The sequence below is a fragment of the Roseomonas gilardii subsp. gilardii genome (assembly GCF_023078375.1).
Taxonomy (GTDB): domain Bacteria; phylum Pseudomonadota; class Alphaproteobacteria; order Acetobacterales; family Acetobacteraceae; genus Roseomonas; species Roseomonas gilardii.
Window position 1 is genome coordinate 81,030 of sequence record NZ_CP095554.1, and the last position, 23,269, is coordinate 104,298.

Genomic DNA, 23,269 nt, shown 5'->3' on the forward strand with positions numbered 1-23,269 from the left:
GCTCAGCGCTCCTTCACATAGGGAATGCCGCTGGCCCTGGGCGGGACGGAGCGCCCGACGAAGCCGGCCAGCAGGATCACCGTCAGCAGATAGGGCAGCGCCTGCACCGCCTGCACCGGGAAATCGCCGATCAGCGGCACGGGCACGCCCTGCATGCGGATCGCCACCGCGTCCAGCACGCCGAAGCCCAGGCAGGTGAGCAGGATCGGCCAGGGCCGCCACTTGCCCAGGATCAGCGCCGCGAGCGCGATGAAGCCCCGCCCCGCCACCATGTCGCGCACGAAGCCCGCCCCCTGCGCGGTGGCGATCGTCGCCCCCGCGATGCCGCAGAGCAGCGCCGCGATGACGACGCCGGAAAAGCGCAGCCCGGTCACGGAAATCCCCGCCGTGTCCACCGCCGCCGGGTTCTCCCCCGCCGCGCGCAGCCGCAGCCCGAAGCGCGTCCGCCCCAGCACCCAGGAGGACAGCGGCACCAGCAGCAGCGCCAGATAGACCGGCAGGGTCTGCCCGCCGATCACCACGCCCCAGAGCCGCCCCAGGAAGGGGCCCACCACCGGCACCTCCGCCAGCGTGGCGGCACCGGGAAAGGGGATGCCCAGGAAGCGCCCGGAAGCCGGCAGTGGCGGCGTCTGCCCGCCCTGGCGGAACCAGGCCAGCGCCAGCACCGCCGTGAGCCCCGAGGCCAGGATGTTGATCGCCATGCCGGAGACGACCTGGTTGCCGCGCAAGGTGATGCAGGCCCAGCCATGCACCAGCCCCAGCGCCAGCGCCGCCGCCATGGCCGCCAGCAGGCCCAGCAGCACATTGCCCGTCACCGCCGCGGTGGCGGCGGCGGCGAAGGCGCCGACCAGCATCTTGCCCTCCAGCCCGACATCCACGATGCCCGAGCGTTCGGTGAAGAGCCCCGCCAGCGCGGCCAGGATCAGCGGCGCCGCGGTGCGCAGCGTCGCCGCCAGGACGGAAAGGACGAGGTCCTCCATCAGATGGCCACCCGCCGGGGCGCCAGCAGCCGCGCCAGGGCCGGGCGGAACAGGTTGCCCAGCGCCCCGGTGAAGAGGATGACCAGCCCCTGGATCATGATCACCATCTGCGCCGGCACGTCCGGCATCTCGAAGGCCAGTTCCGCCCCGCCCTGGGTCAGCGCGCCGAAGAGCAGCGCCGCCAGCACCGTGCCGAGGGGGTGGTTGCGCCCCATCAGCGCCACGGCGATGCCGGTGAAGCCATAGCCGCCGGTGAAGCCGATCAGCAGCTTGTGCTGCGCCCCCAGCAGCTCGTTCACGGCGACGCCCGAGGCCAGCGCGCCGGACAGCGCCATGACCAGCACGATCTGCCGCCTCGCGTCGATGCCGGCATAGGCGGCCACGGCGGGGCTGACGCCCGAGACCCGCACGCCGTAGCCCCAGGGCGTGCGCCAGACCAGCAGCCAGACCGCGAGGGCGCAGAGCAGCGCCAGCGGCAGGGCGAGGTTCACCGGCACATCGGGCGAGAAGCCGAGGAAGCCCAGCCCCGGCAGATGCGCCGCCTCCGTGAAGCCGCGCGTTTCCGGCGCCATGGAGCCCGGCGCGATCAGCACGTTGACGATCAGGTAGACCATCAGCGAGGCGGCCAGGAAGTTGAACATGATGGTGGTGATGACGATGTGGCTGCCGCGATGCGCCTGCAGCCAGCCCGGCACGGCGCCCCAGGCCCCCCCGAAGGCGGCGCCCGCCAGGATGGCGAGCGGGATCAGCAGCGGCGCGGGCAGGAATTCCAGCTTCAGCGCCACCAGCGCCACGCCGAGCCCCGCGATATAGGCCTGCCCCTCCCCGCCGATGTTGAACAGCCCGCACTGGAAGGCGAGCGCCACGGCCAGCCCGGCGAAGATCATGTCGGTCGTGTAGTAGAGCGTGTAGCCCAGCGCGTCGAAGGAGCCGAGGCTGCCCAGCACCAGCGCCTTCAGCGCCTCCAGCGGCGGCTGCCCCACGGCCAGGATCACCCCGGCCGTCACCAGCAGCGCCAGGAACAGGTTCACCAGCGGCAGCAGCACCAGATCCGCCCAGCGCGGCAGTTCCGCCGCATTGCTTCCGCTCATGCCCGGACCTCTTCCCCCGCGCCCATCCCGGCACCCGCCATCATCAGGCCGAGCCGTGCCTCGTCGGCCTGCTCCGCCGGCAGTTCGCCCATCACCCGGCCGCCGCACATCACCAGGATGCGGTCGGACAGGCGCAGGATCTCGTCCAGCTCCACCGACACCACCAGCACCGCCTTGCCCGCCGCCCGGGCCGCGAGCAGCCGCGTGTGGATCGCGTCGATGCCGCCGATATCCACGCCGCGCGTCGGCTGCCCGACCAGCAGCAGGTCCGGGTCGCGTTCGATCTCACGCCCCATGATCAGCTTCTGCTGGTTGCCACCGGAGAAGAGCGCGGAGCGCAGCCGCGGCGCCACCGGGCGTACATCGTGCTCCCGCATCAGGCGTCCGGCATGGGCCTCGATCCGCGCCGGGTCCATCAGCCCCGCGCGCCGCCAGGCAGGGTCGTGCTCATAGCCCAGGATCGCGGAATCCATCGCCGGGAAGCTGCGCACCAGCCCGGTCCGCAGCCGGTCCTCCGGCACATGCGCCACGCGGCGGCGGCGCATCTCCGCCGGGCCGGGCATCCGCCCGCCCGCGCCACCCGGGAAGATTTCTTCCCCCCGCAGCCTGATGCGGCCCGCCGTGGGCGCCCGCATCCCGGCCAGCACCTCCAGCAGCTCGCTCTGCCCGTTGCCGGCCACGCCCGCCACGCCCAGCACCTCGCCGCCCCGCAACGCGAAGCTCACGCCGGACAGCCGATCCACCCCGGCGGCATCGCGCAGGCCCAGCCCCTCGACCTCCAGCAGCACCGGCCCGGGCCGTGCCGGCGGCCTGACATGGTCGCGCCGCAGCCGGCGGCCGATCATCAGCTCGCCCAGCTCCTCCACCGAGGTCTCCGCGGTGGTCCGGTGCGCCACCATCTGCCCCGCCCGCATCACCGAGACCTGGTCGGTGATCGCCATGATCTCGCGCAGCTTGTGCGTGATCAGCAGCACCGTCTTGCCCTGGTCCCGCAGCGCCCGCAGCACGCGGAACAGGTCGTCCGCCTCCTGCGGCGTCAGCACGCCGGTGGGCTCGTCGAGGATCAGCACCTCCGCGCCCCGGTACAGCGCCTTGAGGATTTCCACCCGCTGCTGCGCGCCCACCGGCAGCTCGCCCACGATGGCGTCCGGATCGACCGAGAGCCCGTATTCCGTGGCGAGCCGCCCAAGCTCCGCCCGTGCCCGCGCCCGCCCCTTCGCCAGCAGGGCGCCGCCCTCGGCGCCAAGCATGACGTTCTCCAGCACGGTGAAGTTCTCCACCAGCATGAAGTGCTGGTGCACCATCTCGATGCCGAGCGCGATGGCGTCGGCACTGGTGGCGATCCGCACCTCCCGCCCGCCCACCAGGACCCGCCCGGAATCAGCTGTGTAGAAGCCGTTCAGGATCGACATCAGCGTCGATTTCCCGGCCCCGTTCTCGCCGATGATGCCGTGGATCTCGCCGCGGCGGACCACGAGGTCCACCGCGCGGTTGGCGTGCACCGCCCCGAAGCGCTTGTCGATCGCCACCAGCTCGATGGCGGGCGCGCTCTCGGGCGGGGGCGTGCTCAGTTCGGGCACGAATTGTCGGTCATGTAGTCATGCACCTTGACCTTGCCCGCGATGATGTCCTGCTTCGCCTGGTCCACCTTCGCGCGCATCTCCGCGGTCACGATCGTCGCGTTGTTCTCGTCGAAGGCGAGCGAGACGCCGTCATCCTCCAGCCCCAGCACGCGCGTGCCGGGCACGAACCTGCCCTCGCGCGCCTCCTGGAAGGCTTTCTGCACCGCGACGTCGAGGCGCTTGACCATGCTGGTCAGCACATGGCCCGGATGCAGGTGGTTCTGGTTGGAATCCACGCCGATGCCGTACTTGCCCGCATCGGCGGCGGCCTGCAGCACGCCGATCCCCGTGGCGCCGGCCGCCTGGAAGATCACGTCCGCCCCGCGCTCGATCTGCGAGCGCGTCAGTTCCGCCCCGCGCACCGGGTCGTTCCAGGCGGTCGGCGTGGAACCGGTCATGTTCTGCAGCACCTCGATCCTCGGGTTCGCCGCCCGGGCGCCCTGGACATAGCCGCAGGCGAACTTGCGGATCAGCGGGATGTCCATGCCGCCGACGAAGCCGACCTTGCCGGTGCCGGAGCGCAGCGCCGCCAGCATCCCGGCGAGGTAGGAGCCCTGCTCCTCGCGGAACACCACCGACTGCACGTTCGGCGCCTCGACCACCGTGTCGAGGATCACGAAATGCAGCTTCGGGAACTCCGCCGCCACGACCTTGAGCGCGCTGGCCTGGTTGAAGCCCACCGCCACGATCGGGGTCTGGCCGCGCCGTGCCAGGTTGCGCAGCGCCTGTTCCCGCTGCGTGTCGTTCTGCGGCTCGAACTCCCGCACCTCGATCCCGGTGGCCTTGGTGAAGGCCTCGGCGCCGTTGTGGACGGCCTCGTTGAAGCTCTTGTCGAACTTGCCGCCCATGTCGAAGACGACGGCGGGCTTGATCTCCTCCGCCCGGGCGGGCGCCGGGACGGAAAGTGCGGCCATCACGGGAAGGGCGCAGAGCGCGCTCAGCAGCAGGCGTCGCATGGGCAGGGTCCTCGCTCGTTCGGGCTGTTTCGTGGGGGGATGGGGCGCGATCGGGAAACGCGGCCAAGCCGCCCTGTCCGGACAGGGCGGCCTCAGCCGAAGGAGACCCGGAACTTCGCGAAGCCGCCCGGCGCGTCGCCCAGCGGTTCCGCCTTCAGACCCGCCGGCAGCGCGACCTTCGCCGCCGCCGGGGAGGTGACGTAGGACACCACGACATTCGCCGGCAGCGGCACGATGGACCAGTTGCCGTCCGCCTTCGGGTCCACGCTCTTCTGCTCGACGATGTAGCGCACGATGACGTCGCGGTTCAGGTCCGGCGCGTCGAGCACGATGGTCTTGCCATCCGCGCCCGGGAAGTTGCCGCCGCCCCCGGCGCGGTAGTTGTTGGTGGCGACCAGGAACTCCGCCGTCTCGTCGATCGGCCTGCCCTCGAAGCGCAGGTCCAGGATGCGGTGAGCATCGGGCGCCACCAGCCTGCCATCCAGGTCGTAGCGGGATTCCTGCGTCACATCGATGCGGTAGGTGACGCCGTCGATGACGTCGAAGTTGTAGGACGGGAACTTCCCGTTGATCAGCTCCTGCTCGGCGTTGGAGGACGGGTCGATCCGGTTGAAGATGCCCGCCGAACGTTCCAGCCATTCCCGCACCTGCGCGCCGGTGACCTTCACCACGCGCACGGTGTTCGGATAGAGATAGATATCCGCCATGTCCTTGATGGCGAGCGGCCCCGGCTTCACATCGGTGTAGTAGTCCGGCCCCGAGCGCCCGCCCGCCTTGAACGGCGCCGCCGCCGAGAGCAGCGGCAGCTTGTCCAGCCCCGACCCGGCGGCGATGCTCCGGATGTACCAGGTCTGCGCGTTGCTCACGATCTGCACCGAGGGATCGTCGGCCACCAGCGCCCAGTAGCTGTTGATCGGCGCCTTCGTCTCGCCCACCGGCTGGCGCACATAGGCGAGCGTCGCCTCGTGCTCCGCCTTCGCCGCCTCCAGCACCGCTGGCGCCGCCGTGGTCAGGGCCGCGATGCTGCGATCCGGCTTGCGCTCATAGATCGGCCGCGCCTCGACCTTGAAATCGGCCACCTTCCAGACGCCGTTCTGCCCTTCGAGCTCCAGGTCGATCACGCCCAGATGGCTGCCCCAGAAGCCCGCCATCACCGCCGGCACGCCGTGCAGCGTGCCGCGCGTGGCATCCACGCCGTCGATATTGGCGAAATCCTTGCCCGGGAAGACGAGATGCTGGTGCCCGGTGAAGATCACGTCGATGCCCGGCACCTTCGCCAGATGCAGCGCCGCGTTCTCGTCGCCCTTCTGGTGCTCCCCGCCCGCGATGCCGGAATGGCACAGCGCCACCAGCAGGTCGCATTGCCGCCGCAGCTCCGGCACGTAGCGCACCGCCACATCCACGATGTCGAGGGTGGTGGCCTTGCCGTCGAGGTTCGCCTTGTCCCACTGCGTGATCTGCGGCGGCACGAAGCCGATCACGCCGACCCGCAACAGGCGCCTGTTTCCCTTCTCGTCCACCATCTCGCGCTCGAAGACGCGGGTGGGCGCGACCAGGGGGGAACCGTCGGCCTTGAACACATTGGCGCAGACACTGGGGAAGTTCTGCCCCGCCAGCGAGGTGCCCAGATAGTCCAGCCCGTAGTTGAACTCGTGATTGCCCAGCGTGCCGCAGAGATAGTCCAGCCTGTTCATCGCGGCGATGATCGGATGCACCTGCCCCGGCTTCAGCCCATGGCTATAGGCCATGTAGTCGCCCATCGGGCTGCCCTGGATCACGTCGCCATTGTCGAAGAGCAGGCTGTTCTTCGCCTCCGCCCGTGCCGCCGCGATCAGCGTCGCCGTCTTGGCCAGGCCCACCGTGTCGTCCGTCCGGTCCCGGTAGTAGTCATAGGGATAGACGTTCACATGCAGGTCGGTGGTTTCCAGCAGCCGCAGCCTGATCCGCGTCGGCTCCGTCACCGTGCCGGTGGTGCCGGCGCTGGTCTGGGCCAGGGCCCTGGGCGCGAGTGCTGCGGGGGCGATCGCCGTGGCGACACCCGCCAGGAGCAGGGAGCGGCGGGAGAAGGGAGGCTGGCTCATGGGCACCTTGGGGTCCGTGCGGCGGCGATAGTCTTCCCCCGCCCCCGCGCGCCGATCAATCCCCGTCCCCGGTCACATTGAGCCGTGGCCACAGGGCCCTCCGGCGGGACCGGGTGGGCCTCAGAAGAACCGCACCAGCCCGCGTTCGAGGCGGCGCCCGGCCTGGTCCAGGTCCTCCGGGGTGGAAAGGTGGAACCACACCCCGTCATGCACCAGGGCGAAGGCGCGTCCTTCCGCGATCGCCTTGTCGTAGAGCCGGTTCATGGACCATGCCCCCTCCGGCGCGCCGTCGAAGAGGCGCGGATGCAGCACCTGCACCCCGGCATAGGTATAGGGCACCACCTCCCGCTCCTTCGGCCGGCGGATGCGCCCCAGCGGGTCCAGCGCGAAATCCCCGCGCCCCACATCGCCCTCCACCGTCGCGGCGCGCGCCACCAGCAGCAGCACGTCCATGACCTCCGGATCGAAGGCCGCGCAGAGCCGCCGCAGCGCCGGCACCGGGCCGTTCAGCCAGAAGGAATCGCCGTTCACCGCCACGAAGGGGTCCGGCCCCAGCCTCGGCAGGGCATTGCGGATGCCGCCGCCGGTCTCCAGCAGCTCCGGTTCCACGATCGCCTCGCAGGCGGGCTTCCGCCGCGCGGCGCAGGCGACCTCGATCTGGGGCGCCAGATGATGCGCGTTCACCACCACGCGCCCGATCCCGGCCGCGTCCATCTGGTCGAGGATATGGTCCAGCAGGCTTCGCCCCTGCAGCCGCAGCAGCGGCTTCGGCGTGGTCTCCGTCAGCGGGCGCATGCGCGTGCCGAGGCCGGCAGCCAGCACCATCCCCGTGCGCGGGCTGATACCCGGCGCCGGCAGGGCGGGAGCCGGCAAGGGAGGCTCCCCGGGGGCCCGGGGGGTTGCGGAGGCGTCGGTCGGTTCGCTCACGCGGCCAGTCCCTTCAAGAGCCCTGCGGGGGCGGGTTCATCCGGCTCGCCAATGGCACATGCGCATCCAGGAAGGAAGCGAGCGGCCGGGCCGCCGGATGCGCCAGCGATGCCGCCAGCAGGCGCCAGCAGCGCGGCCCATGGGCGAGGTAACGCGGCTTGCCGTCGCGGCGCGCCAGCCGCACCCAGAGCGCGGCGACGCGCAGGTGCCGCACCGCGCCATGGGCGGCCATGGCGGCCTCCAGATCCGGCACGTCCCGTGCCCGGCGATAGGCATCGATGGCGGCGGCCCGGGCCTCCGGCGCCACGTCGCGCCGCGCGTCCTCCACCAGGCTCAGCAGGTCATAGGCGGGGTGGCCCAGCGCGGCGTCCTGGAAGTCCAGGATGCCCACGGCGCGCCGGCCCTGCCGCCCCGGCACCACCGTCAGGTTCGCCGGGAAGTAGTCGCGATGCACGATGCCGCGCGTGCCGCCGAAGGGTGCGATCGTGTCGCGGACGGCCTGGGCGAATGCCTCGCGCTGCGCCGCGGAGGGGGCCTCGCCCAGCGCCGCGGGCCACCACCAGTCCAGGAAGGTGCCACCCGCCGCCCGGGCCATCGCCGCGCCATCCCAGGCCGGCAGGTCCGGCGGCGGCGGCACCGCATGCAGCGCCGCCAGCGCCTCGCCCGCCGCGGCATAGAGCGGCGCCGGCATGGCCCCCGCATCCAGCAGATCGGCATGGGTGCGCTCGCCCAGATCCTCCACCAGCAGCAGCCCGGCGGCCTCGTCGCGCGCCAGGATGCGCGGCACGGAAAGCCCGGCCGCGGCCAGCGGCGCCTGCATCCGGAGGAAGGGGTGCAGGTCCACATCCGGCTCGGCGGAACAATCCATCAGCAGGGCGGGCGCCGGCCCGCCCCGCAGACGGGTATAGCGGCGGCGCCCGGCATCGCCGGGCAGGGGCTCGCGCGCCGCGCCGGCATAGCCGCTCGCGGCCAGGAAGGCATCGATGCTCGAGACATCGATGGCCGGGGCATCCACGGTCATAAGGCCAGGATCATAGGGAAAGTCTTTCGATTCGTCCGGGCCAGCCCCGCAGCGCAGCCCGCCGCGCCTCGCCCTCCAGCGGCGTCAGGCGGATGCGCAGCGCATCCTCCGGCGCCAGCTCCTCCAGCCGCTCCGGCCATTCCACCAGCACCACCCCGTCGCGCGCCTCCTCCCAGCCCAGTTCCTCCACCTCCTCCGCCCCGCCGAGGCGGTAGAGGTCGAAGTGATGGGCCATGCGGAAGGGCGCGGCGGGCGGCATCTCGTAGCCCTGCACCAGGGTGAAGGTGGGCGAGGGCACCTCCAGCCCAGGATCGCCGGCCGCCGCCCGCAGGAAGGCCCGCGCCAGGGCGGACTTCCCCGCCCCCAGCGGACCGTCGAGCAGGATGGCGTCACCGGGCCGGGCCAGACGGGCCAGCCGCGCCGCGAGCGCCTCGGTCGCGGCAAGGTCGGGCAACAGGATATCAAGGGAAGCGGGCGCCATAGGGGACGCAACATGCCCTGGTGCATCGCACAGGGACAAGCGGGCTGAACCAGCTTAGCGCTGGTGGCGGCGAAACGGTGCCGCGATGCATCACCCGCAGCCCTTCGCGGCTGGCCCCCGGAAGAGGCTCCGCCTCTCCCGGACCCACTTCGCCCATGACCAGGATGAGGGACCGAAGCCGGTCCCCGGACCCCGGGCTTTCGTGGGCACCGGTGGATGCCATTGTTCCGTAGCCCGATCCCTGGGCGCAGGTGGACCAGTGGGGCTCCCGAAAAGAAGAACGCCTTTTCCGCACTGATGGCATCGGCATTCGCCGGGGAGCCATGCTCTCCGGCGCGATCCGGCCGCAGCAGGAACCAACGAACCGGGTCCAGGGCGCGCAGCGTCCTGGCGGATAGGGGGTCCGGGGGAAAGGCAGCGCCTTTCCCCCGGGACAGAGCGGCGCCCAAAATCAGAGGCGCCAAGCCAGGCGGATCAGACCACCGTCAGCCCGACACCCACATTGTTACGCGTGGCGTTGGAATAGGGGCAGATCTGGTGCGCAGCCTGGACCAGCTCCTCGGCCTTGGCGCGCTCGACGCCCGGCAGGGAGATCTTCAGGTCCGCGGTGATACCGAAGCCGCCCTCGGAACGCGGGCCGATGCCGACCGTGGCGGTCACCTTGGCGTCGTTGGGCACGCGCACGCCCACCTTGCCGCTGACCGCCTTCATGGCGCCCAGGAAACAAGCGGAATAGCCCGCCGCGAAGAGCTGCTCGGGGTTGTTGCCCTCGCCGCCGGCGCCGCCCAGTTCCTTGGGCGTGGTCAGCTTCACGTCCAGCGAGCCGTCCTCGGTGGTGGCGCGGCCGTCACGGCCCCCAGTGGCGGAGGCGGTGGTGCGGTACTTGACGTCAACGCTCATGCTCTTCTCCTCATCGCCGCCTCCCTCGCCGGGGCAGGCGGCCGTGATCAGGCCGCCCGCAAGGCATCGCGCAGGCGGATCAGGTTGTCGCGCAGCCCCCCGATTTCGGTGGGGGAACGGTCCATCGCGCAGGCCAGGCGGCCGGGGATCTCCCGCGTCTTCTCCCGCAAGGACCACCCCGCTTCGGTCAGGCGGACCCGGACCAGGCGCTCATCCGATGGATCGCGCGTCCGCCGCACCAGCCCGGCCGCCTCCAGCCGCTTCAGCAGCGGCGTGAGGGTGCCGGAGTCCAGGAACAGCCGCTGTCCCATCTCCTTCACCGTCAGGCCATCCTTCTCCCAGAGCACCAGCATGGCCAGGTACTGCGGGTAGGTGAGCCCCACCGGTTCCAGCAACGGGGCATAGGCACGGCCAAGCGCGTTCATCGCCGAATAGAGGGCGAAGCAGAGCTGGTCATCCAGCAGGGTGATGTCCTGCGTTCCGTCCGACATGCCGCGTCTCCATTCGGGGATTTATCTGGGTCGTTTTTTGGTTGTTCGCAATTGAATTGCTTTCAATAAAATGTGAGCCCGGCCATCCAGGCCGTCGCCAACCCGGCATCTCCAAACCTCACGAAATCGTGATATTAGATGCTCAACTCCTTGTTCGCGCACCGAATCCCAGCCTGGATGATCTCCTCGCCGGGGCAGGCACCACATTCGCCCCTTGTTTTCCGGGATGCACTTCCCCACCCTATGGCCCATCAAGTGTTTGGTTCGGCCTGCTCTCCGAGCTCGTGACGGAGCGCCGAGCCTGGTGTCTGCATCCTTTCCAAAGGCTTGGTTCGCCGTGCATGTCTGCACGGCGGGGATTTCTGCCAAGGATCGGAAAACACCATGGCAACCGGCACTGTTAAGTGGTTCAACGCAACCAAGGGCTATGGCTTCATCCAGCCGGATGATGGCTCCAAGGATGTGTTCGTCCACATCTCCGACGTTGAGCGCTCTGGAATCGGCAACCTGAACGAGGGCGACAAGCTCGAGTTCGAGATGCAGCGCGGCAATCAGGGCAAGGTCTCGGCCGGCAACCTGAAGCGCGCCTGAACAGGCGTGACCGGGGCCGCAAGGCCCCGTCGGCCACTCCCCGCATCCGCCGGCCATGCCGGCCGCGGGGATGATGGCCGCGACGGCAGAGGGTGGTTCCAACCTCCCTCCGCAACACTGGAACGGCAAGCTGCCGTGGCCTGAACTTCCGTGACCGCTGTCACGCGACGATCGCACAGGGCATTAGGCCCCTTCACGGGCGCCCCGCGGTCCATGTCCCCGCCACCGACATCGTTCCGGTGATCCTCTTCCAGGCGAAGGCCGCCTGATCGATCGCCCCCACCACGCTGGCTTCGCCCGCGATGACGGATGGCGATCTTCATCATGAAGTCACCGACTTCGGGCCATTCTCCACGTTATCTTACATCGGCACCGAACGGCTCCAGTCCCGGAGGCCGCGGCAAAAGGAATACCATGAACAAGATTTCCAGTACCCATTCCGGCCATCCGGCCGTCATCGCCAGCCTGCCTTTCCCGGCGGTCCTGGCTTCCACCCCCTCCCTGCCCCCGCGCCCGGAATCCTCCGGCCTGAGCAGCGAGGAAATCCGCCGCATCGTGCAAGAGATCATGGGCTGACCCGCAGCGGGTTTCCCCTCTTGCCCCGGATCCTCCCCTGCCGGCTCTTCCCTTAACCGGTACCTGTCCGCGATCCGGGCCTGCCCGGCGGGCCGCACGCCCCGCCCCGGCCTTTCCCTCCCCCTCATATTCCCCCGGTCCGGCCCCGTGTGGAGGCTTATTTCCGCCCCAGGCTGGCAGGTGGCGACCGCGGCGCGCTTGCCTGTATCACCCAGCCCCGGACTTGCCCGCAGCGATGGGAATTGGGGAGACAGGGATGACCGCGCGCATCGAAACCGACGTCGCCGTCATCGGGGCAGGCCCTGCCGGCCTGTTCGCCGTGTTCGAATGCGGCATGCTGAAGATGCGCTGCACGGTGATCGACACACTGGATGCCATCGGCGGCCAGTGCACGGCGCTCTACCCCGAGAAGCCGATCTTCGACATCCCTGCCTTTCCGCGCATCCCGGCCGGCGAGCTGATCGACCGGCTAGAGGAACAGGCGCGCCCCTTCACCCCCACCTATCTCCTCGGCCGCCGGGTGGAGCGCCTGGCGCGGGAGGGCGACAACCTCGTCCTCGGCACCAGCGCGGGCGACACGGTGGTGGCCAAGGCGGTGATCCTGGCCGCCGGGGCCGGCGCCTTCGGCCCCAACCGCCCGCCCCTTCCCGGGCTGGCGGGCTATGAGGCGGGCGGCGCCGTCCGCACTTCGTCGCCCGGCGCGAGGATTTCCGCGGCAAGCGCGTGGTGATCGCCGGCGGCGGCGACTCCGCCGTGGACTGGACCCTGTCGCTGAAGCAGGTGGCCGCCAAGGTCATCGTCGTCCACCGCCGCCCCAAATTCCGCGCCGCGCCGGAAAGCGTCTCCCAGATGGAGGAGGCCGCCGCGCGGGGCGAGATCGAGATGGCCATCCCCTACCAGCTCCACGGGCTGAAAGGCGATGGCACGAAGCTCACCCATGTCACCCTCTCGACCCTGAAGGGGGAGGAGCGGGACGTGGAGGCCGACCATCTGCTGGCCTTCTTCGGCCTGGCCATGGAGCTCGGCCCCATCGCCGAATGGGGTCTGGGGCTGGACAAGACCCATGTCACGGTGAACCCGGCGACGATGGAGACCAGCATCCCCGGCGTCCATGCCATCGGCGACATCGCCACTTATCCCGGCAAGCTCAAGCTGATCCTGCAGGGCTTCGCCGAGGCCGCCGTGGCCGCCCATGCCGCCCATGGCCGCGTCTTCCCTGGCGAGGCGCTGCACTTCGAATACTCCACCAGCAAGGGCGTTGCCGCCGTCCCGGCGGAATAAGGGAGCAGTCCTATGTCCGAAGGCCGCCTCGTCATCGGCACCAAGCGCTATTCCTCCTGGAGCCTGCGCGGCTGGCTCGGCGTGCATCTCGCCGGGCTGGAGGTGGAGGAGGTGGTGATTCCCCTCGCGGGCGGCGGTGGCACGGAGGCCATCAAGCAGGCCACCCCGGCCGGTCTCGTTCCCTATCTGGAACATCGCGGCGCACGCGCCTGGGAGAGCCTCGCCATCCTGGAATACTGCGCCGAGCAGAATCCCGCGCTCTGGCCCGCGGACCGCGCGGCGCGCGCCCAGGCCCGCTCCGTGGCGGCGGAGATGCATGCCGGCTTCCGGGCCATGCGCATCGCCATGCCGATGAACCTGGGCCGCGACTATGCCGGCCTGGGCCGCAACCCGGAAAGTCTGGCGGACATCGCCCGCATCGAGGCGGTCTGGGCGGAATGCCTCGCCGCCCATGGCGGCCCCTTCCTCTTCGGCGCGGGTTTCGGCGCGGCGGATGCGATGTATGCCCCCGTGGTCGCCCGCTTCCTGACCTACAGGCCGGAACTCTCGCCCCGCTCCCTCGCCTATCTGGAGGCCGTGCGCCGCCACCCGCTGATCGAGCGCTGGTATGCCGAGGCCGCCGCCGAGCCGAAGGAATGGCTTCTGCCGAAATACGAGAACCTGGCTTGACCGGCCCCGCCGCCGGCGAGGAAGGCAACGGCACCGCCTCGGATCTCGACCATATCGGCGTCTGCACCCGCGACGGCCCCGCCCTCTGGGCGCAGTGGGAGCGGCTGGGCTTCGCCCTGACCCCCATCGCCCGCCAGTCCGCCCCGCGCCAGCCCGGCGGCCCGGCGGAGCCGCTGGCCACCGGCAACCGCTGCGCCATGCTGCGCCGGGGCTATCTGGAACTCCTGGCGATCCTCGACCCCGCCTGGCCGGATAACGGGCTGGGCCGCTTCCTCGACCGCTACACGGGCATGCACATCCTGGCGCTCGCCACCGAGGATGCGGAGGCCAACCTGCCGCGCCTGCGCCGCGCCGGGATCGACATCCGTGACGTGGCGATGCTGGAACGCCCAGTGGACGATCCGGAGGGCCCCCGCGCCCGCTTTGCCCGCGTGCCGCTGCCCGACGCGCCGGAAGGCCGCGTCCAGCTCATCGAGCACCTGACGCCGGAGCTGCTCTGGCAGGCGCGCTGGCTCGACCACCCCAACCATGCCGTGGCCCTGGCCGAAAGCATCCTGGTCGCGGAGCGGCCCGCCGAAAGCGCCGCGCGCCTGTCCCGCCTCGCCGGCCAGCCGCTGGAGCCGGACCCGGCGGGCGGCTATGTCCTGCCACTGGACGAGACGCGGGTCCGCATCCTGCCGGCGGAATCCCTGGATGCCCTGCTGCCGGGCGTCGAACCGCCTGCCCTGCCCTTCCACGCCGCCATCACCGTGCTGACCGGCGACGGGAATGCCGCCGCCCGGCGCCTGCTGGCCGGCATCGCCACGGAAACCCCGCTCGGCCTCACCGTTCCGCCGGAGGCCGCCGGCGGCGTCGCCGTGGTGTTCCGTGCCGCGGACAGCCACGGATGAACCAGGCCGCCGCGATCGGCCGCTCGCTGCGGACCTATTACGCTCCCGGGCGGGCGGAGGCGCTGGACGCGCATCTGCGCCGCTTCCTTGGCCCCGGCGAGTTGGGCTTCGATCTCGGCGCCCATGTCGGCGACCGCACGGCGAGCTTCCGCCGCCTCGGCGCCCGCGCCCTGGCCGTGGAGCCTCAGCCCCGCCTCGCCCGGCTGCTGCGCCTGATCTTCCGTGGCGATCCCGGCGTCACCATCCTCGCCGCCCTGGTCGGCGCGGCGGAGGGCGAGGCCGAGCTGCGCCTGAACAGTGCCAACCCCACCGTGGCCACCGCCTCCGCCGATTTCGTGGCCGCCGCCCGGGATGCCCAGGGCTGGGCGGAGCAGCGCTGGGACGGCACGCTCCGCCGCCCCGTCACCACGCTCGACACGCTGATCGCCCGGCACGGGCCGCCGCATTTCGCCAAGCTGGATGTCGAGGGCTACGAGGCCGAAGCCCTGGCCGGGCTGAGCCGCCCGCTGCGCGCTCTGAGCTTCGAGTTCACCACCATCCAGCGCGATGTCGCGCGCCGCTGCCTCGACCGGCTGGCGGGCCTCGGCCCCTACCGCTTCAACGCCTGCCTCGGGGAGGATGCCCGCTTCCTCTTCCCCCGGCCTCGCGGCGCGGCGGAGACGGCCGAATGGCTCGCCGCCCTGCCGCAGGTGGCCAACAGCGGCGACATCTATGCCAGCCTCGACCCCGAGCGCCTGATCCCTGGCGCCTGACCTCCTCTTCCTGACCCATCGGCCCTGATGCAGTTCCAAGCCTTCCTCCAGCATCTCGGCTTCGCCGCGATGCTCGCCCTCCTCTCGGCCGCGCTGGTGCGGGCGATGATCGCCTTCCCCATCCTGGACCGTCCCAATGCCCGCTCCGCCCATGTGGTGCCGACGCCCCGCGGCGGCGGCGTGGGCGTGGTGGCGGCCTTCGTCGCGGGCATGGTCGTGCTCTATTCCGGTGCGCAATACGCCCGTATCGCCGAGCCGCAGTTCATCGGCGTGATCCTGGCCGCCGTTGCCATTGCCGCCGTCTCGCTGGCCGACGACATCGTGAACTTCCGCTTCTCGCTCAAGCTCGCCGCCCAGGGCGCGGCGGCGCTGGTGGCGATGGGCAGCGGCCTCGTCATCACCCGCGTCGCCCTGCCGGAGATCGGCCTGACCGAGCTGGGTCCCCTCGGCCCGGTGCTGACGCTGTTCTGGATCCTCGCCTGCACCAACGCGGTGAACTTCATGGACGGGCTGGACGGGCTGGTCGGCGGCTCGCTCCTCATCGCCTCCATCGCCCTCTGCGGCATCGCGGCGCTGCTGGGTGGCTGGTTCGTCTATGCCGCCGCGCTCTTCCTCGCCGCCGGGCTGCTGGGCTTCCTGCCTTTCAACCTCACCCCGGCGCGCATCTTCATGGGCGATGTCGGCTCGCAGTTCCTGGGCTTCATGATGGCGGTGCTGGCCGTGGCCGCCGCCCGCTTCGAGTACACCCAGGTCTCCTTCCTGATCGTGCCGCTGCTGCTCTTCGCCCTGCTCTTCGACAGCGGCTTCACCCTGCTGCGCCGCATGGCGATGGGGGAGCGCGTGGCCCAGGCGCACCGCACCCACCTGTACCAGATGGCCCAGCGCGCCGGCATGCCGACCGCCCAGATCGCCGCCGCCCACTGGGGCTTCGCCACCTTCCACGGGCTGCTCGCGCTGGTCTTCCTGTCCCTCGCGCCCTGGGCCAAGCCGCTGGTCCTGCTGCCGGCGCTGCTGGTGCAGATCGCCTGGCTCCTGCTGGTGGCGCGGCTGGTCCGGCGGGCGGGGCTCAGCTGGCGGGCGGGATGAGGACCTCGATCACCATCGGGCGCTCACCGCCGACCCACTGTTCAGAGCGCCAGATCGCCCCGGTCTCCGGCACGGCCCAGTAGCGGTTGGTGAAGGAGACGCCGCCACCGCAGCGCTCCTCCACCAGCAGCCCCTCCTCGTTCCGCGCCGCCCGCAGCCGGCATTCCAGGCCCAGGCCGAAGCGCATGTGGTCGGGCGAACGGTCCGGCTGCATCAGGTCCACCCAGCGGCGCAGCGAGGCGGGCCGTTCCAGCAGCGCCGTCGGGTCCTCCAGCGGGTCCGCCCCATCCAGCCGCGTCCCGGCCAGATAGGGCCGCACCCCCGCCGTGGCCACCACGCGGGCCCCGTCCGTCGCCACCACCAGCCCGTCCGGGCTGCGCCACAACCGCCGCTCGCCATTCTCCTCGATCATCGCCGCCACCACCCGGCGCGTGCCGTAGCGCACCGAAAGGGCCGGCTCCGCCGGCATCCCCGCCTCCTCCGTCCGGAGCCGGCTGCGCGGCAAGGGCTGCCCGGCGGATTCGCTTGCGGGATCGCCCAGGACGGGGCGCATGAGGTCGGCCATGACCCCTTCGCCGCAGGCAGCGAGGAACAGGGGCAACAACGCGAGGAAGAATCGCATATCCGCCACCATAAGTTGTTAAAGCGGCCACGTGGAGATGTTCCAGAACGCCATCGGCGCCCCATCCGGAGGCGGCTGGCCTTCACCACCCGGTGCGACGTGGCGCCCGCACCGTCAGCAGCACCAGTGCCCCCGCCGCCAGGAAGATCCCGATCGTCGCCATGCCCAGGCGCTGGCTGCCGCTGGCCGCCGTCACCGCCGCCAGGACGGCGGGGCCGAGGAAGCCGGTGATGCGCCCCGACAGGGCGAAGAGGCCGAAATGCGCCGCCATCTCCCCCGGCGGCGCCAGCCGCGCCAGCAGGGTGCGGGAAGACGCCTGGACCGGGCCGAAGAACAGGCCCAGCAGCAGCGCCAGGCCCCAGAAGACCGTCTTCGAGGCCACCACGACCAGCGCCGCGCTCAGCAGCAACAGCGCGAGCAGCGAGAACAGCACCGTTCGCTTCGAGCCCAGCCGGTCGTCGAGCAGCCCACCCGCCGCCGCGCCGATCCCCGCCGTGACGTTGAGCGCGATGCCGAAGAGCAGGATCTCCTGGATCGCCATGCCATGCACCCCGGCGGCGAAGATCGCGCCGAAGGCGAAGAGCGTGTTCAGCCCGTCCGTGTAGAGCATGTTGGCCAGCAGGAAGCGCCATAGCTCCCGCCGCCGCGGCAGGCGGCGCAGCACGGAAACCAGCTCCTCCAGCCCGCCCCGCGCCGCCGCCGCCCAGCCCGGCCGCACCTGCCCGGGGCCGGGCACAGGGTCCGGCACGGCGAGCAGCACCGGCCAGCCGAAGCCCAGCAGCCAGGCCGCCGTCAGCAGCGCCGCCGCCCGCACCGGCTCGGCACTCGCCTTGTCCAGCCCGAAGAGCGGTGGGTCGGGCCGGATCAGCAGCACCAGCGCCAAAGCGAGGCAGGCCAGCCCGCCGGCATAGCCCAGCCCCCAGGCGAGCCCCGAGACCCGCCCGATCCGCCCGGGCGGCGCCACCTGCGGCAGCATGGCGTTGTAGAAGACGGTGCCGACCTCGAAGGCCACGGTCGCGCCCCCGACACAGGCGAGCAGCCACAGCGTCCAGGACGGATCGGGCCGGGCGAACCAGACCAGCGCCGTCAGCGTGGCCGCGGCCAGGGTGCAGAGGCCGAGCAGCAGCCGCCTCCGCCCTCCGGCATCCGCCACCGCGCCCAGGATGGGCGAAAGCAGCGCGATCGCCATCGCCGCCGAGCTCTGCATCCATCCCCACATGGCCTGCCCCCGCGCCGGGTCGGGCGCCACGGCCTGGGTGAAATAGGCGGCGATGACGAAGGTGGAGACCATGGTGGGAAAGGCGCTGTTCGCCCAGTCGTAGAGCGCCCAGGCGAAGGCTCTGCGGTCCAATCCACTCCCCCTTTCTGCCGCCCCCCGGCGGCACGGCCCCGGGGCGGGGAACGTCATCTCCCCCACCCCAACCTTCTCTTATCCTGGCATTCCCTTATCCAGGCAGGCGCGCCAGCACGCGCAGCGCCACGGTCACGGCCGCCAGGTCCGGCACCGAGGCCGCCTCGCGCGCCGTGGCCAGCGCCGCCTCCGCGCCCGCCGCCGGATCGCGCCCTTCCAGCAGCACCCGGGCGAAGCGCGCCTGCAGCCCGTCCAGCTCATCCAGCAGCGCCGCCCGGGCGCGGGCGCCGAAGCTCCCGCCCGCCGGGGCCGACTGGGCGGCACCGCGCAGCGCATCCAGCCCCATGCGCCGCCCCGCCTCGGCCCAGGCCTGGGCGGCCTCGCCCGGCGCGGCCCCGGCGGCGGCGGCCAGCCGCAGCACGCCCAGCGCCGGCAAGAGGGCCGGAGCAGCCGCCGCCAGCCGCGCGGGTTCGGGCGGCAGCATCGGGTCCACCTCCCCCACCGGCACCGCCGCCACCAGCGCCGCCGTGCCGGGCAGCAGCCCGTCCAGCGCCTCGTCCAGCGGCCGGCGCATCTCCCGCCCGGTCAGCAGCCCGCGCGCCGCCGTCTCCTGCAGGGTCCGCAGCGCCAGCAGTGCGTCGCGCCGCCGCGGCCAGGGCGCGGCGGAACGGTCGATCGCATCGGCCGCCGCGTCGATGCGGAACAGCGCGCCCGCCAGCCAGGCCGCCCTGGCCACGGTGGCCGGGTCGGATTCCGCCGTCAGCCGCGCCAGCCCCGCCGGGCCGATCCGGTTGGCGACGAGGTTGCCCAGCACCGTCGCGATCAGTTCGCGCCGCAGCCGGTGCCGCTGCGCCTCGGCGGAGAAGCGGCGCCGCAGCGGCGTCGGGAAGTAGTCCACCAGCAATGGCAGCAGCGCCGGGTCGTCCGGCAGGTCGCTGGCCTCGATGGCATCCGTCAGCCAGAGCTTGGCCACCGGCAGCAGCGCCGCGATTTCCGGCCGCGTCAGGGCGTCCCCGGCGGAGATCCGCGCCGCCATCGCCGCCGCATCCGGCAGGCCCGCCACGGCGCGGTCCAGCAGCCCGGCGGATTCCAGCCGGGTCATCAGCAGCGCATGTGCCGGCAGCGCCTCGGCGCCCGCCGCTTCCTCCAGGCTGACGGCCAGCGACTGCTCGACATTGTCGGCCAGCACCTGCCCCGCCAGCTCGTCGGTCATCTCCGCCAGCAGCGCGTCGCGCCCCTGCATGGTCAGCGCGCCGGAGCGGGTCGCATCGGCCAGCAGGATCTTGATGTTCACCTCGTGGTCCGAGGTGCTGACGCCGGCGGAGTTGTCGAGCGCATCGGTGTTCAGCCGCACCCCGGCTCGAGCCGCCTCGATCCGCCCCGCCTGGGTGATGCCGAGATTGGCGCCCTCGCCCAGCACCCGGGCGCGCAACCGGCCGCCATTGACGCGCAGCGCGTCGTTGGCACGGTCGCCCGCCTCGGCCTGGCTCTCGCCGGAGCCTTTCACATAGGTGCCGATGCCGCCGAAATAGAGCAGGTCCACGTCCAGCGTCAGGATCGCCTTCATCACCTCGGCCGGCTCGGCGCGGTCCTTCGCGATGCCCAGCAGCGCCTGCGCCTGCGGGCTCAGCGGCAGGAACTTGGCGTTGCGCGGGAAGACGCCGCCGCCCTCGCTGATCCGCCGCGCCTCGTAATCCGCCCAGGAGGAGCGCGGCAGGCGGAAGAGCCGCTCGCGCTCGTTGTAGGACGCTTCGGGATCGGGGTCCGGGTCGAGGAAGATATGCCGGTGGTCGAAGGCCGCCACCAGCCGCGTCTTGCGCGACACCAGCAGCCCGTTGCCGAAGACGTCGCCGCTCATGTCGCCGACGCCCGCCACGGTGAAGGGCTCGGCCTGGATGTCGTGCCCCATCTCGCGGAAATGCCGCGCGATCATCACCCAGGCGCCCTTGGCGGTGATGCCCATCGCCTTGTGGTCATAGCCCTGCGAGCCGCCCGAGGCGAAGGCGTCGCCCAGCCAGAAGCCGTATTCCGCCGAGATGCCGTTGGCGATGTCGGAGAAGGTGGCGGTGCCCTTGTCCGCCGCCGCGACGATATAGGGGTCGTCGCCATCCCGCCGCACCACGCGCTCCGGCACCACCACGCCGCCATCGGCGCCGTAATTGTCGGTGACGTCGAGCATGCCGCGCACGAGTTGGCGATAGGCCGCCTGCCCCGCCGCCATGAATCCCTCGCGGTCCGTGGGCACGCTGCCCTTCAGCACGAAGCCGCCCTTCGCGCCGGTCGGCACGATCACCACGTTCTTCAGCCGCTGCGCCTTCATCAGGCCCAGGATCTCGGTGCGGAAATCCTCCCGCCGGTCGCTCCAGCGGATGCCGCCGCGCGCCACGGGGCCGGCGCGCAGGTGGCAGCCCTCCATCGTCGCGGCATGCACGAAGATCTCGCGCCAGGGGCGCGGCAGCGGCATCTCGCCCGCCGCCGCACTGTCGATCTTGAGCACCAGCCGGTCGCGCCCCTGGAAGTAGTTGGTGCGCAGCACCGCATCCAGCAGGCGCCGCAGCCGGGTGAAGATGCGGTCCGCATCCGGGTCCGCATTCGCCTCCAGCAGCGCGTCCCAGCGCTGCACCAGCGCCGCCTCGGCCGCCTCGTCGCGCGGCCGGGCGGGATCGAAGCGGGTGTTGAACAGGTCCACCAGCAGGCGCGCCGCCTCGGGCTGCGCCGCCAGAGCGCCCGTCACCGCCTCCTGGCTGAAGGCGAAGCCCACCTGCTTGAGCCAGCGGAACATCGCCCGCAGCAGCCAGCTTTCGCGCCAGTCCAGCCCGGCGCGCAGCACCAGCCGGTTGAACCCGTCCGCCTCGGCCCGGCCGGTCAGCAGTGCATCCAGCGCCTCCAGCAGCGCCGGGAACCGCTCCGGATGCGCCTCGCAGCCGGCCTCCAGCGTGAAGACATGCAGCACCGCCGGCGGCCCGCCCGCCGGGCTCAGCCGGTGCGGCACCTCCTCCAGCGCCCGCAGGTCCAGCGCCTCGAACAGCGGCAGCGCATCGGCCAGCGGCAGCGGGCCGCCCGGACTCACCAGGCGCAGCGTCAGCCGCCGCCCGTCATCGCCCGGCGCGCGCTCGATCCGCGTGGCGAGCCGCCCCCGCGCGATCGCCTCCTCCGCCAGCCGCAGGTCGGCCACCGCCTGCGCCGCCGGCGTCTCCTCGCGATAGGCGGGCGGGAAGCCCTCGGCCCAGCGGTCCAGCAGCCGCGCCGCCTCGTCCTCTCCCCGGTCGCGCGCCAGCGCGTCGCCCAGCCGGTCGGCGAAGGAGCGTGCGACCTGCGCCATGGCCGCCTCCAGCACCGCGTCGTCCACCCGTGGCACGGCGCCCGGCGTGGTGGCGATGATGTAGTGGACCCGCGCCAGCGGCCCGTCGCCCAGCGCCACGCCGACCGAGGCGAGCCGCCCATCGAAGGCCCCGGCCAGCAGCCGCCCCACGCGCTCGCGCAGCCGCGTGTCGAAGGTGTCGCGCGGCAGCCAGGCGATGGCGGCCACCGAGCGCCCCGAGGGATCGCGCCGCAGCATCAGCGCCGGGCGCGGCCGCAGTTGCAGGTCCAGCACCCGCCGCGCCGCCGCCAGGATCTCGGCCTCGCTCGCCTGGAACAGCTCGTCACGCGGCCAGGTGTCCAGGATGAAGCGCAGCGCCCGCTCGTCATGGCTCTCCGGCATGGCGCCGGCGGCATCGAGGATCCGCTGCACCTTGGAGGACAGCCAGGGGATGGAGCGCGGGTTGCGGTTGTAGGCCGTCGCCGCGAAAAGGCCGAGGAAGCCGTGGACGGCCACGACCCGCCCCTCCAGCACGACCGGCGTCAGGATCAGGTCCAGATGCACCGGCCGGTGCACACGGGCGCGCGTCCCCGCCTTGGCCACGGTCAGGGCGGGAATCACGGCCGGCGCCGCCTCGCTCTCCGGCAGGGCAGGCAGGGCGTCGAAGACCGGCAGGGCGGGGTCGCGCAGCAGCCCCAGCCCCTCATCCTCCCGCGCGGCCTGTGCCGGTGGAGCCCCGGCCGGCCCCTCCAGCCGCAGGCGCCGATGGCCGAGCAGCACGAAATTGTCCTCGTCGAGCCAGCGCAGGAAATCGCTGACCTCCGCCCCCGATGGCGCCCCCGCCACGTCCTGCGCCGCGCGGCGGAGCTGCGCCCGCATGGCGGGATAGTCGGACACGGCCTGGCGCAGGTCGGCCAGGGTCCGCCGCAGCGCGGCCTCCACCCCCGGCCAGTCCTCCGACGGGATGGCGTCCTCGCCCAGCAGGCGTGCCGGGGCGGGCGAGATCTCGATCCGCATCATGCTCTCGGCCGGTCCCTGCGGATCGAAGCCCAGCAGCCGCCCCCCGGCGTCGCGGCGCACCGTCATCACCGGGTGCAGCAGCCGGCGCACCGTGCGCCCCGACAGGGTCAGCGCCGCCATGGCGCTGTCCACCAGAAAGGGCATGTCGTCCGTCACGATCTCCAGCAGCGCGCCGCCACGCCCGGGCCCCGGCGGCTGCAGCCGCAGCTTCGCCTCGGCGGGCTTCCGCTCGGAGGCCAGGGACCAGAGCGAGATCGCCGCCGCGGCCAGCGCCTCGGGCGATTCGGCCGCCAGCTCGGCGGTCGGCAGCGCCCCGAAGAGGTGGCGCAGCAGCACCGGCAGATCCTCCGGCAAGGCCGGCGCCAGCCGGCGCGCCGCCTCGCCGGCGGCGCCGAGGATCTCCTCCCGCAGCCGGTCGGGGCCGCCCTCCGGCCCCGGACCTGCTCCCGGGCTGGTTTCCAGGCTGGTTGCTCCTGGCACTCCACGTCCGGCGGGGCTCACGTCCTGCGGCATGGTCTTCGTCCTCGTGTTCTGCCCCGGCTCCGGCCTGCTTGCTGCGGCCCGGTTGCACAGGGTCGTT

General features: G+C 72.0%; 19 protein-coding genes and 1 pseudogene. 7 read left to right on the top strand and 13 right to left on the bottom strand.

Annotated features, from left to right (window positions below; genetic code table 11):
- Positions 1–2: 2 nt before the first annotated feature.
- From MVG78_RS00445 to MVG78_RS00490, 10 genes are all read right to left on the bottom strand, one after another.
- Positions 3–980 (bottom strand): ABC transporter permease, encoded by a 978-nt coding sequence (locus MVG78_RS00445; protein ID WP_247556997.1) that lies wholly within the window; start codon positions 978–980, stop codon positions 3–5.
- On the bottom strand, positions 980–2,071 hold the full coding sequence (locus MVG78_RS00450; protein WP_247556999.1) for an ABC transporter permease: 1,092 nt from the start codon (positions 2,069–2,071) through the stop codon (positions 980–982). The genes MVG78_RS00445 and MVG78_RS00450 overlap by 1 nt, the downstream gene beginning before the upstream one ends.
- Positions 2,068–3,651, bottom strand: a complete 1,584-nt coding sequence (locus MVG78_RS00455) for an ABC transporter ATP-binding protein (RefSeq protein WP_247557002.1) — start codon at positions 3,649–3,651, stop codon at positions 2,068–2,070. Before MVG78_RS00455 ends, MVG78_RS00450 begins: the two co-directional genes overlap by 4 nt.
- Positions 3,639–4,649 carry a BMP family lipoprotein gene (locus MVG78_RS00460; RefSeq protein ID WP_247557005.1) on the bottom strand — a complete coding sequence of 337 codons (1,011 nt, stop codon included), beginning with the start codon at positions 4,647–4,649 and terminating at the stop codon, positions 3,639–3,641. Before MVG78_RS00460 ends, MVG78_RS00455 begins: the two co-directional genes overlap by 13 nt.
- Before the next feature lie 92 nt (positions 4,650–4,741).
- Positions 4,742–6,730 (bottom strand): bifunctional 2',3'-cyclic-nucleotide 2'-phosphodiesterase/3'-nucleotidase, encoded by a 1,989-nt coding sequence (locus MVG78_RS00465; protein ID WP_247557027.1) that lies wholly within the window; start codon positions 6,728–6,730, stop codon positions 4,742–4,744.
- 120 nt (positions 6,731–6,850) lie between these two features.
- Positions 6,851–7,555 (bottom strand): nucleotidyltransferase family protein, encoded by a 705-nt coding sequence (locus tag MVG78_RS00470; protein WP_247560558.1) that lies wholly within the window; start codon positions 7,553–7,555, stop codon positions 6,851–6,853.
- 115 nt (positions 7,556–7,670) lie between these two features.
- Positions 7,671–8,678: an aminoglycoside phosphotransferase family protein gene (locus MVG78_RS00475; protein ID WP_247557045.1), complete on the bottom strand. Its 1,008-nt coding sequence runs from the start codon at positions 8,676–8,678 to the stop codon at positions 7,671–7,673.
- Between the two features lie 10 nt (positions 8,679–8,688).
- Complete coding sequence (gene tsaE, locus MVG78_RS00480; RefSeq protein ID WP_247557066.1) at positions 8,689–9,159, bottom strand: tRNA (adenosine(37)-N6)-threonylcarbamoyltransferase complex ATPase subunit type 1 TsaE; 471 nt, start codon at positions 9,157–9,159, stop codon at positions 8,689–8,691.
- A gap of 474 nt (positions 9,160–9,633) precedes the next feature.
- Positions 9,634–10,059, bottom strand: a complete 426-nt coding sequence (locus MVG78_RS00485) for an organic hydroperoxide resistance protein (protein ID WP_247557069.1) — start codon at positions 10,057–10,059, stop codon at positions 9,634–9,636.
- A 47-nt stretch (positions 10,060–10,106) separates the two neighbouring features.
- A complete protein-coding gene (locus tag MVG78_RS00490; protein WP_247557102.1) occupies positions 10,107–10,550 on the bottom strand; it encodes a MarR family winged helix-turn-helix transcriptional regulator in 444 nt (147 codons plus the stop codon).
- 384 nt (positions 10,551–10,934) lie between these two features.
- Between MVG78_RS00490 and MVG78_RS00495 the strand changes: the two genes are divergently transcribed.
- The 7 genes and pseudogenes from MVG78_RS00495 (at position 10,935) to MVG78_RS00525 (ending at position 16,395) form a co-directional block, all read left to right on the top strand.
- Positions 10,935–11,141 carry a cold-shock protein gene (locus MVG78_RS00495; protein ID WP_019460229.1) on the top strand — a complete coding sequence of 69 codons (207 nt, stop codon included), beginning with the start codon at positions 10,935–10,937 and terminating at the stop codon, positions 11,139–11,141.
- Positions 11,142–11,555: 414 nt separating this feature from the next.
- Positions 11,556–11,717 carry a hypothetical protein gene (locus MVG78_RS00500; protein ID WP_247557105.1) on the top strand — a complete coding sequence of 54 codons (162 nt, stop codon included), beginning with the start codon at positions 11,556–11,558 and terminating at the stop codon, positions 11,715–11,717.
- A gap of 256 nt (positions 11,718–11,973) precedes the next feature.
- Positions 11,974–12,998: pseudogene (locus MVG78_RS00505) on the top strand (NAD(P)/FAD-dependent oxidoreductase).
- Between the two features lie 12 nt (positions 12,999–13,010).
- Positions 13,011–13,667, top strand: coding sequence for a glutathione S-transferase (locus MVG78_RS00510; protein WP_247557107.1), 657 nt, complete (start codon positions 13,011–13,013; stop codon positions 13,665–13,667).
- Positions 13,664–14,557, top strand: a complete 894-nt coding sequence (locus tag MVG78_RS00515; protein WP_247557110.1) for a VOC family protein — start codon at positions 13,664–13,666, stop codon at positions 14,555–14,557. The genes MVG78_RS00510 and MVG78_RS00515 overlap by 4 nt, the downstream gene beginning before the upstream one ends.
- The gene (locus tag MVG78_RS00520; protein WP_247557128.1) at positions 14,554–15,309 is read left to right on the top strand and encodes an FkbM family methyltransferase; all 756 of its coding nucleotides are present in this window, start codon (positions 14,554–14,556) and stop codon (positions 15,307–15,309) included. Before MVG78_RS00515 ends, MVG78_RS00520 begins: the two co-directional genes overlap by 4 nt.
- Before the next feature lie 27 nt (positions 15,310–15,336).
- Positions 15,337–16,395, top strand: a complete 1,059-nt coding sequence (locus MVG78_RS00525; protein ID WP_247557131.1) for a glycosyltransferase family 4 protein — start codon at positions 15,337–15,339, stop codon at positions 16,393–16,395.
- Here the strand turns inward: MVG78_RS00525 and MVG78_RS00530 are convergent.
- From MVG78_RS00530 to MVG78_RS00540, 3 genes are all read right to left on the bottom strand, one after another.
- On the bottom strand, positions 16,376–16,960 hold the full coding sequence (locus MVG78_RS00530; protein WP_247557133.1) for a YjbF family lipoprotein: 585 nt from the start codon (positions 16,958–16,960) through the stop codon (positions 16,376–16,378). The genes MVG78_RS00525 and MVG78_RS00530 overlap by 20 nt on opposite strands.
- Positions 16,961–17,099: 139 nt before the next feature.
- Complete coding sequence (locus tag MVG78_RS00535) at positions 17,100–18,368, bottom strand: MFS transporter (protein ID WP_247557136.1); 1,269 nt, start codon at positions 18,366–18,368, stop codon at positions 17,100–17,102.
- 94 nt (positions 18,369–18,462) lie between these two features.
- Positions 18,463–23,202, bottom strand: coding sequence for an NAD-glutamate dehydrogenase (locus MVG78_RS00540; protein WP_247557139.1), 4,740 nt, complete (start codon positions 23,200–23,202; stop codon positions 18,463–18,465).
- Positions 23,203–23,269: the final 67 nt, after the last annotated feature.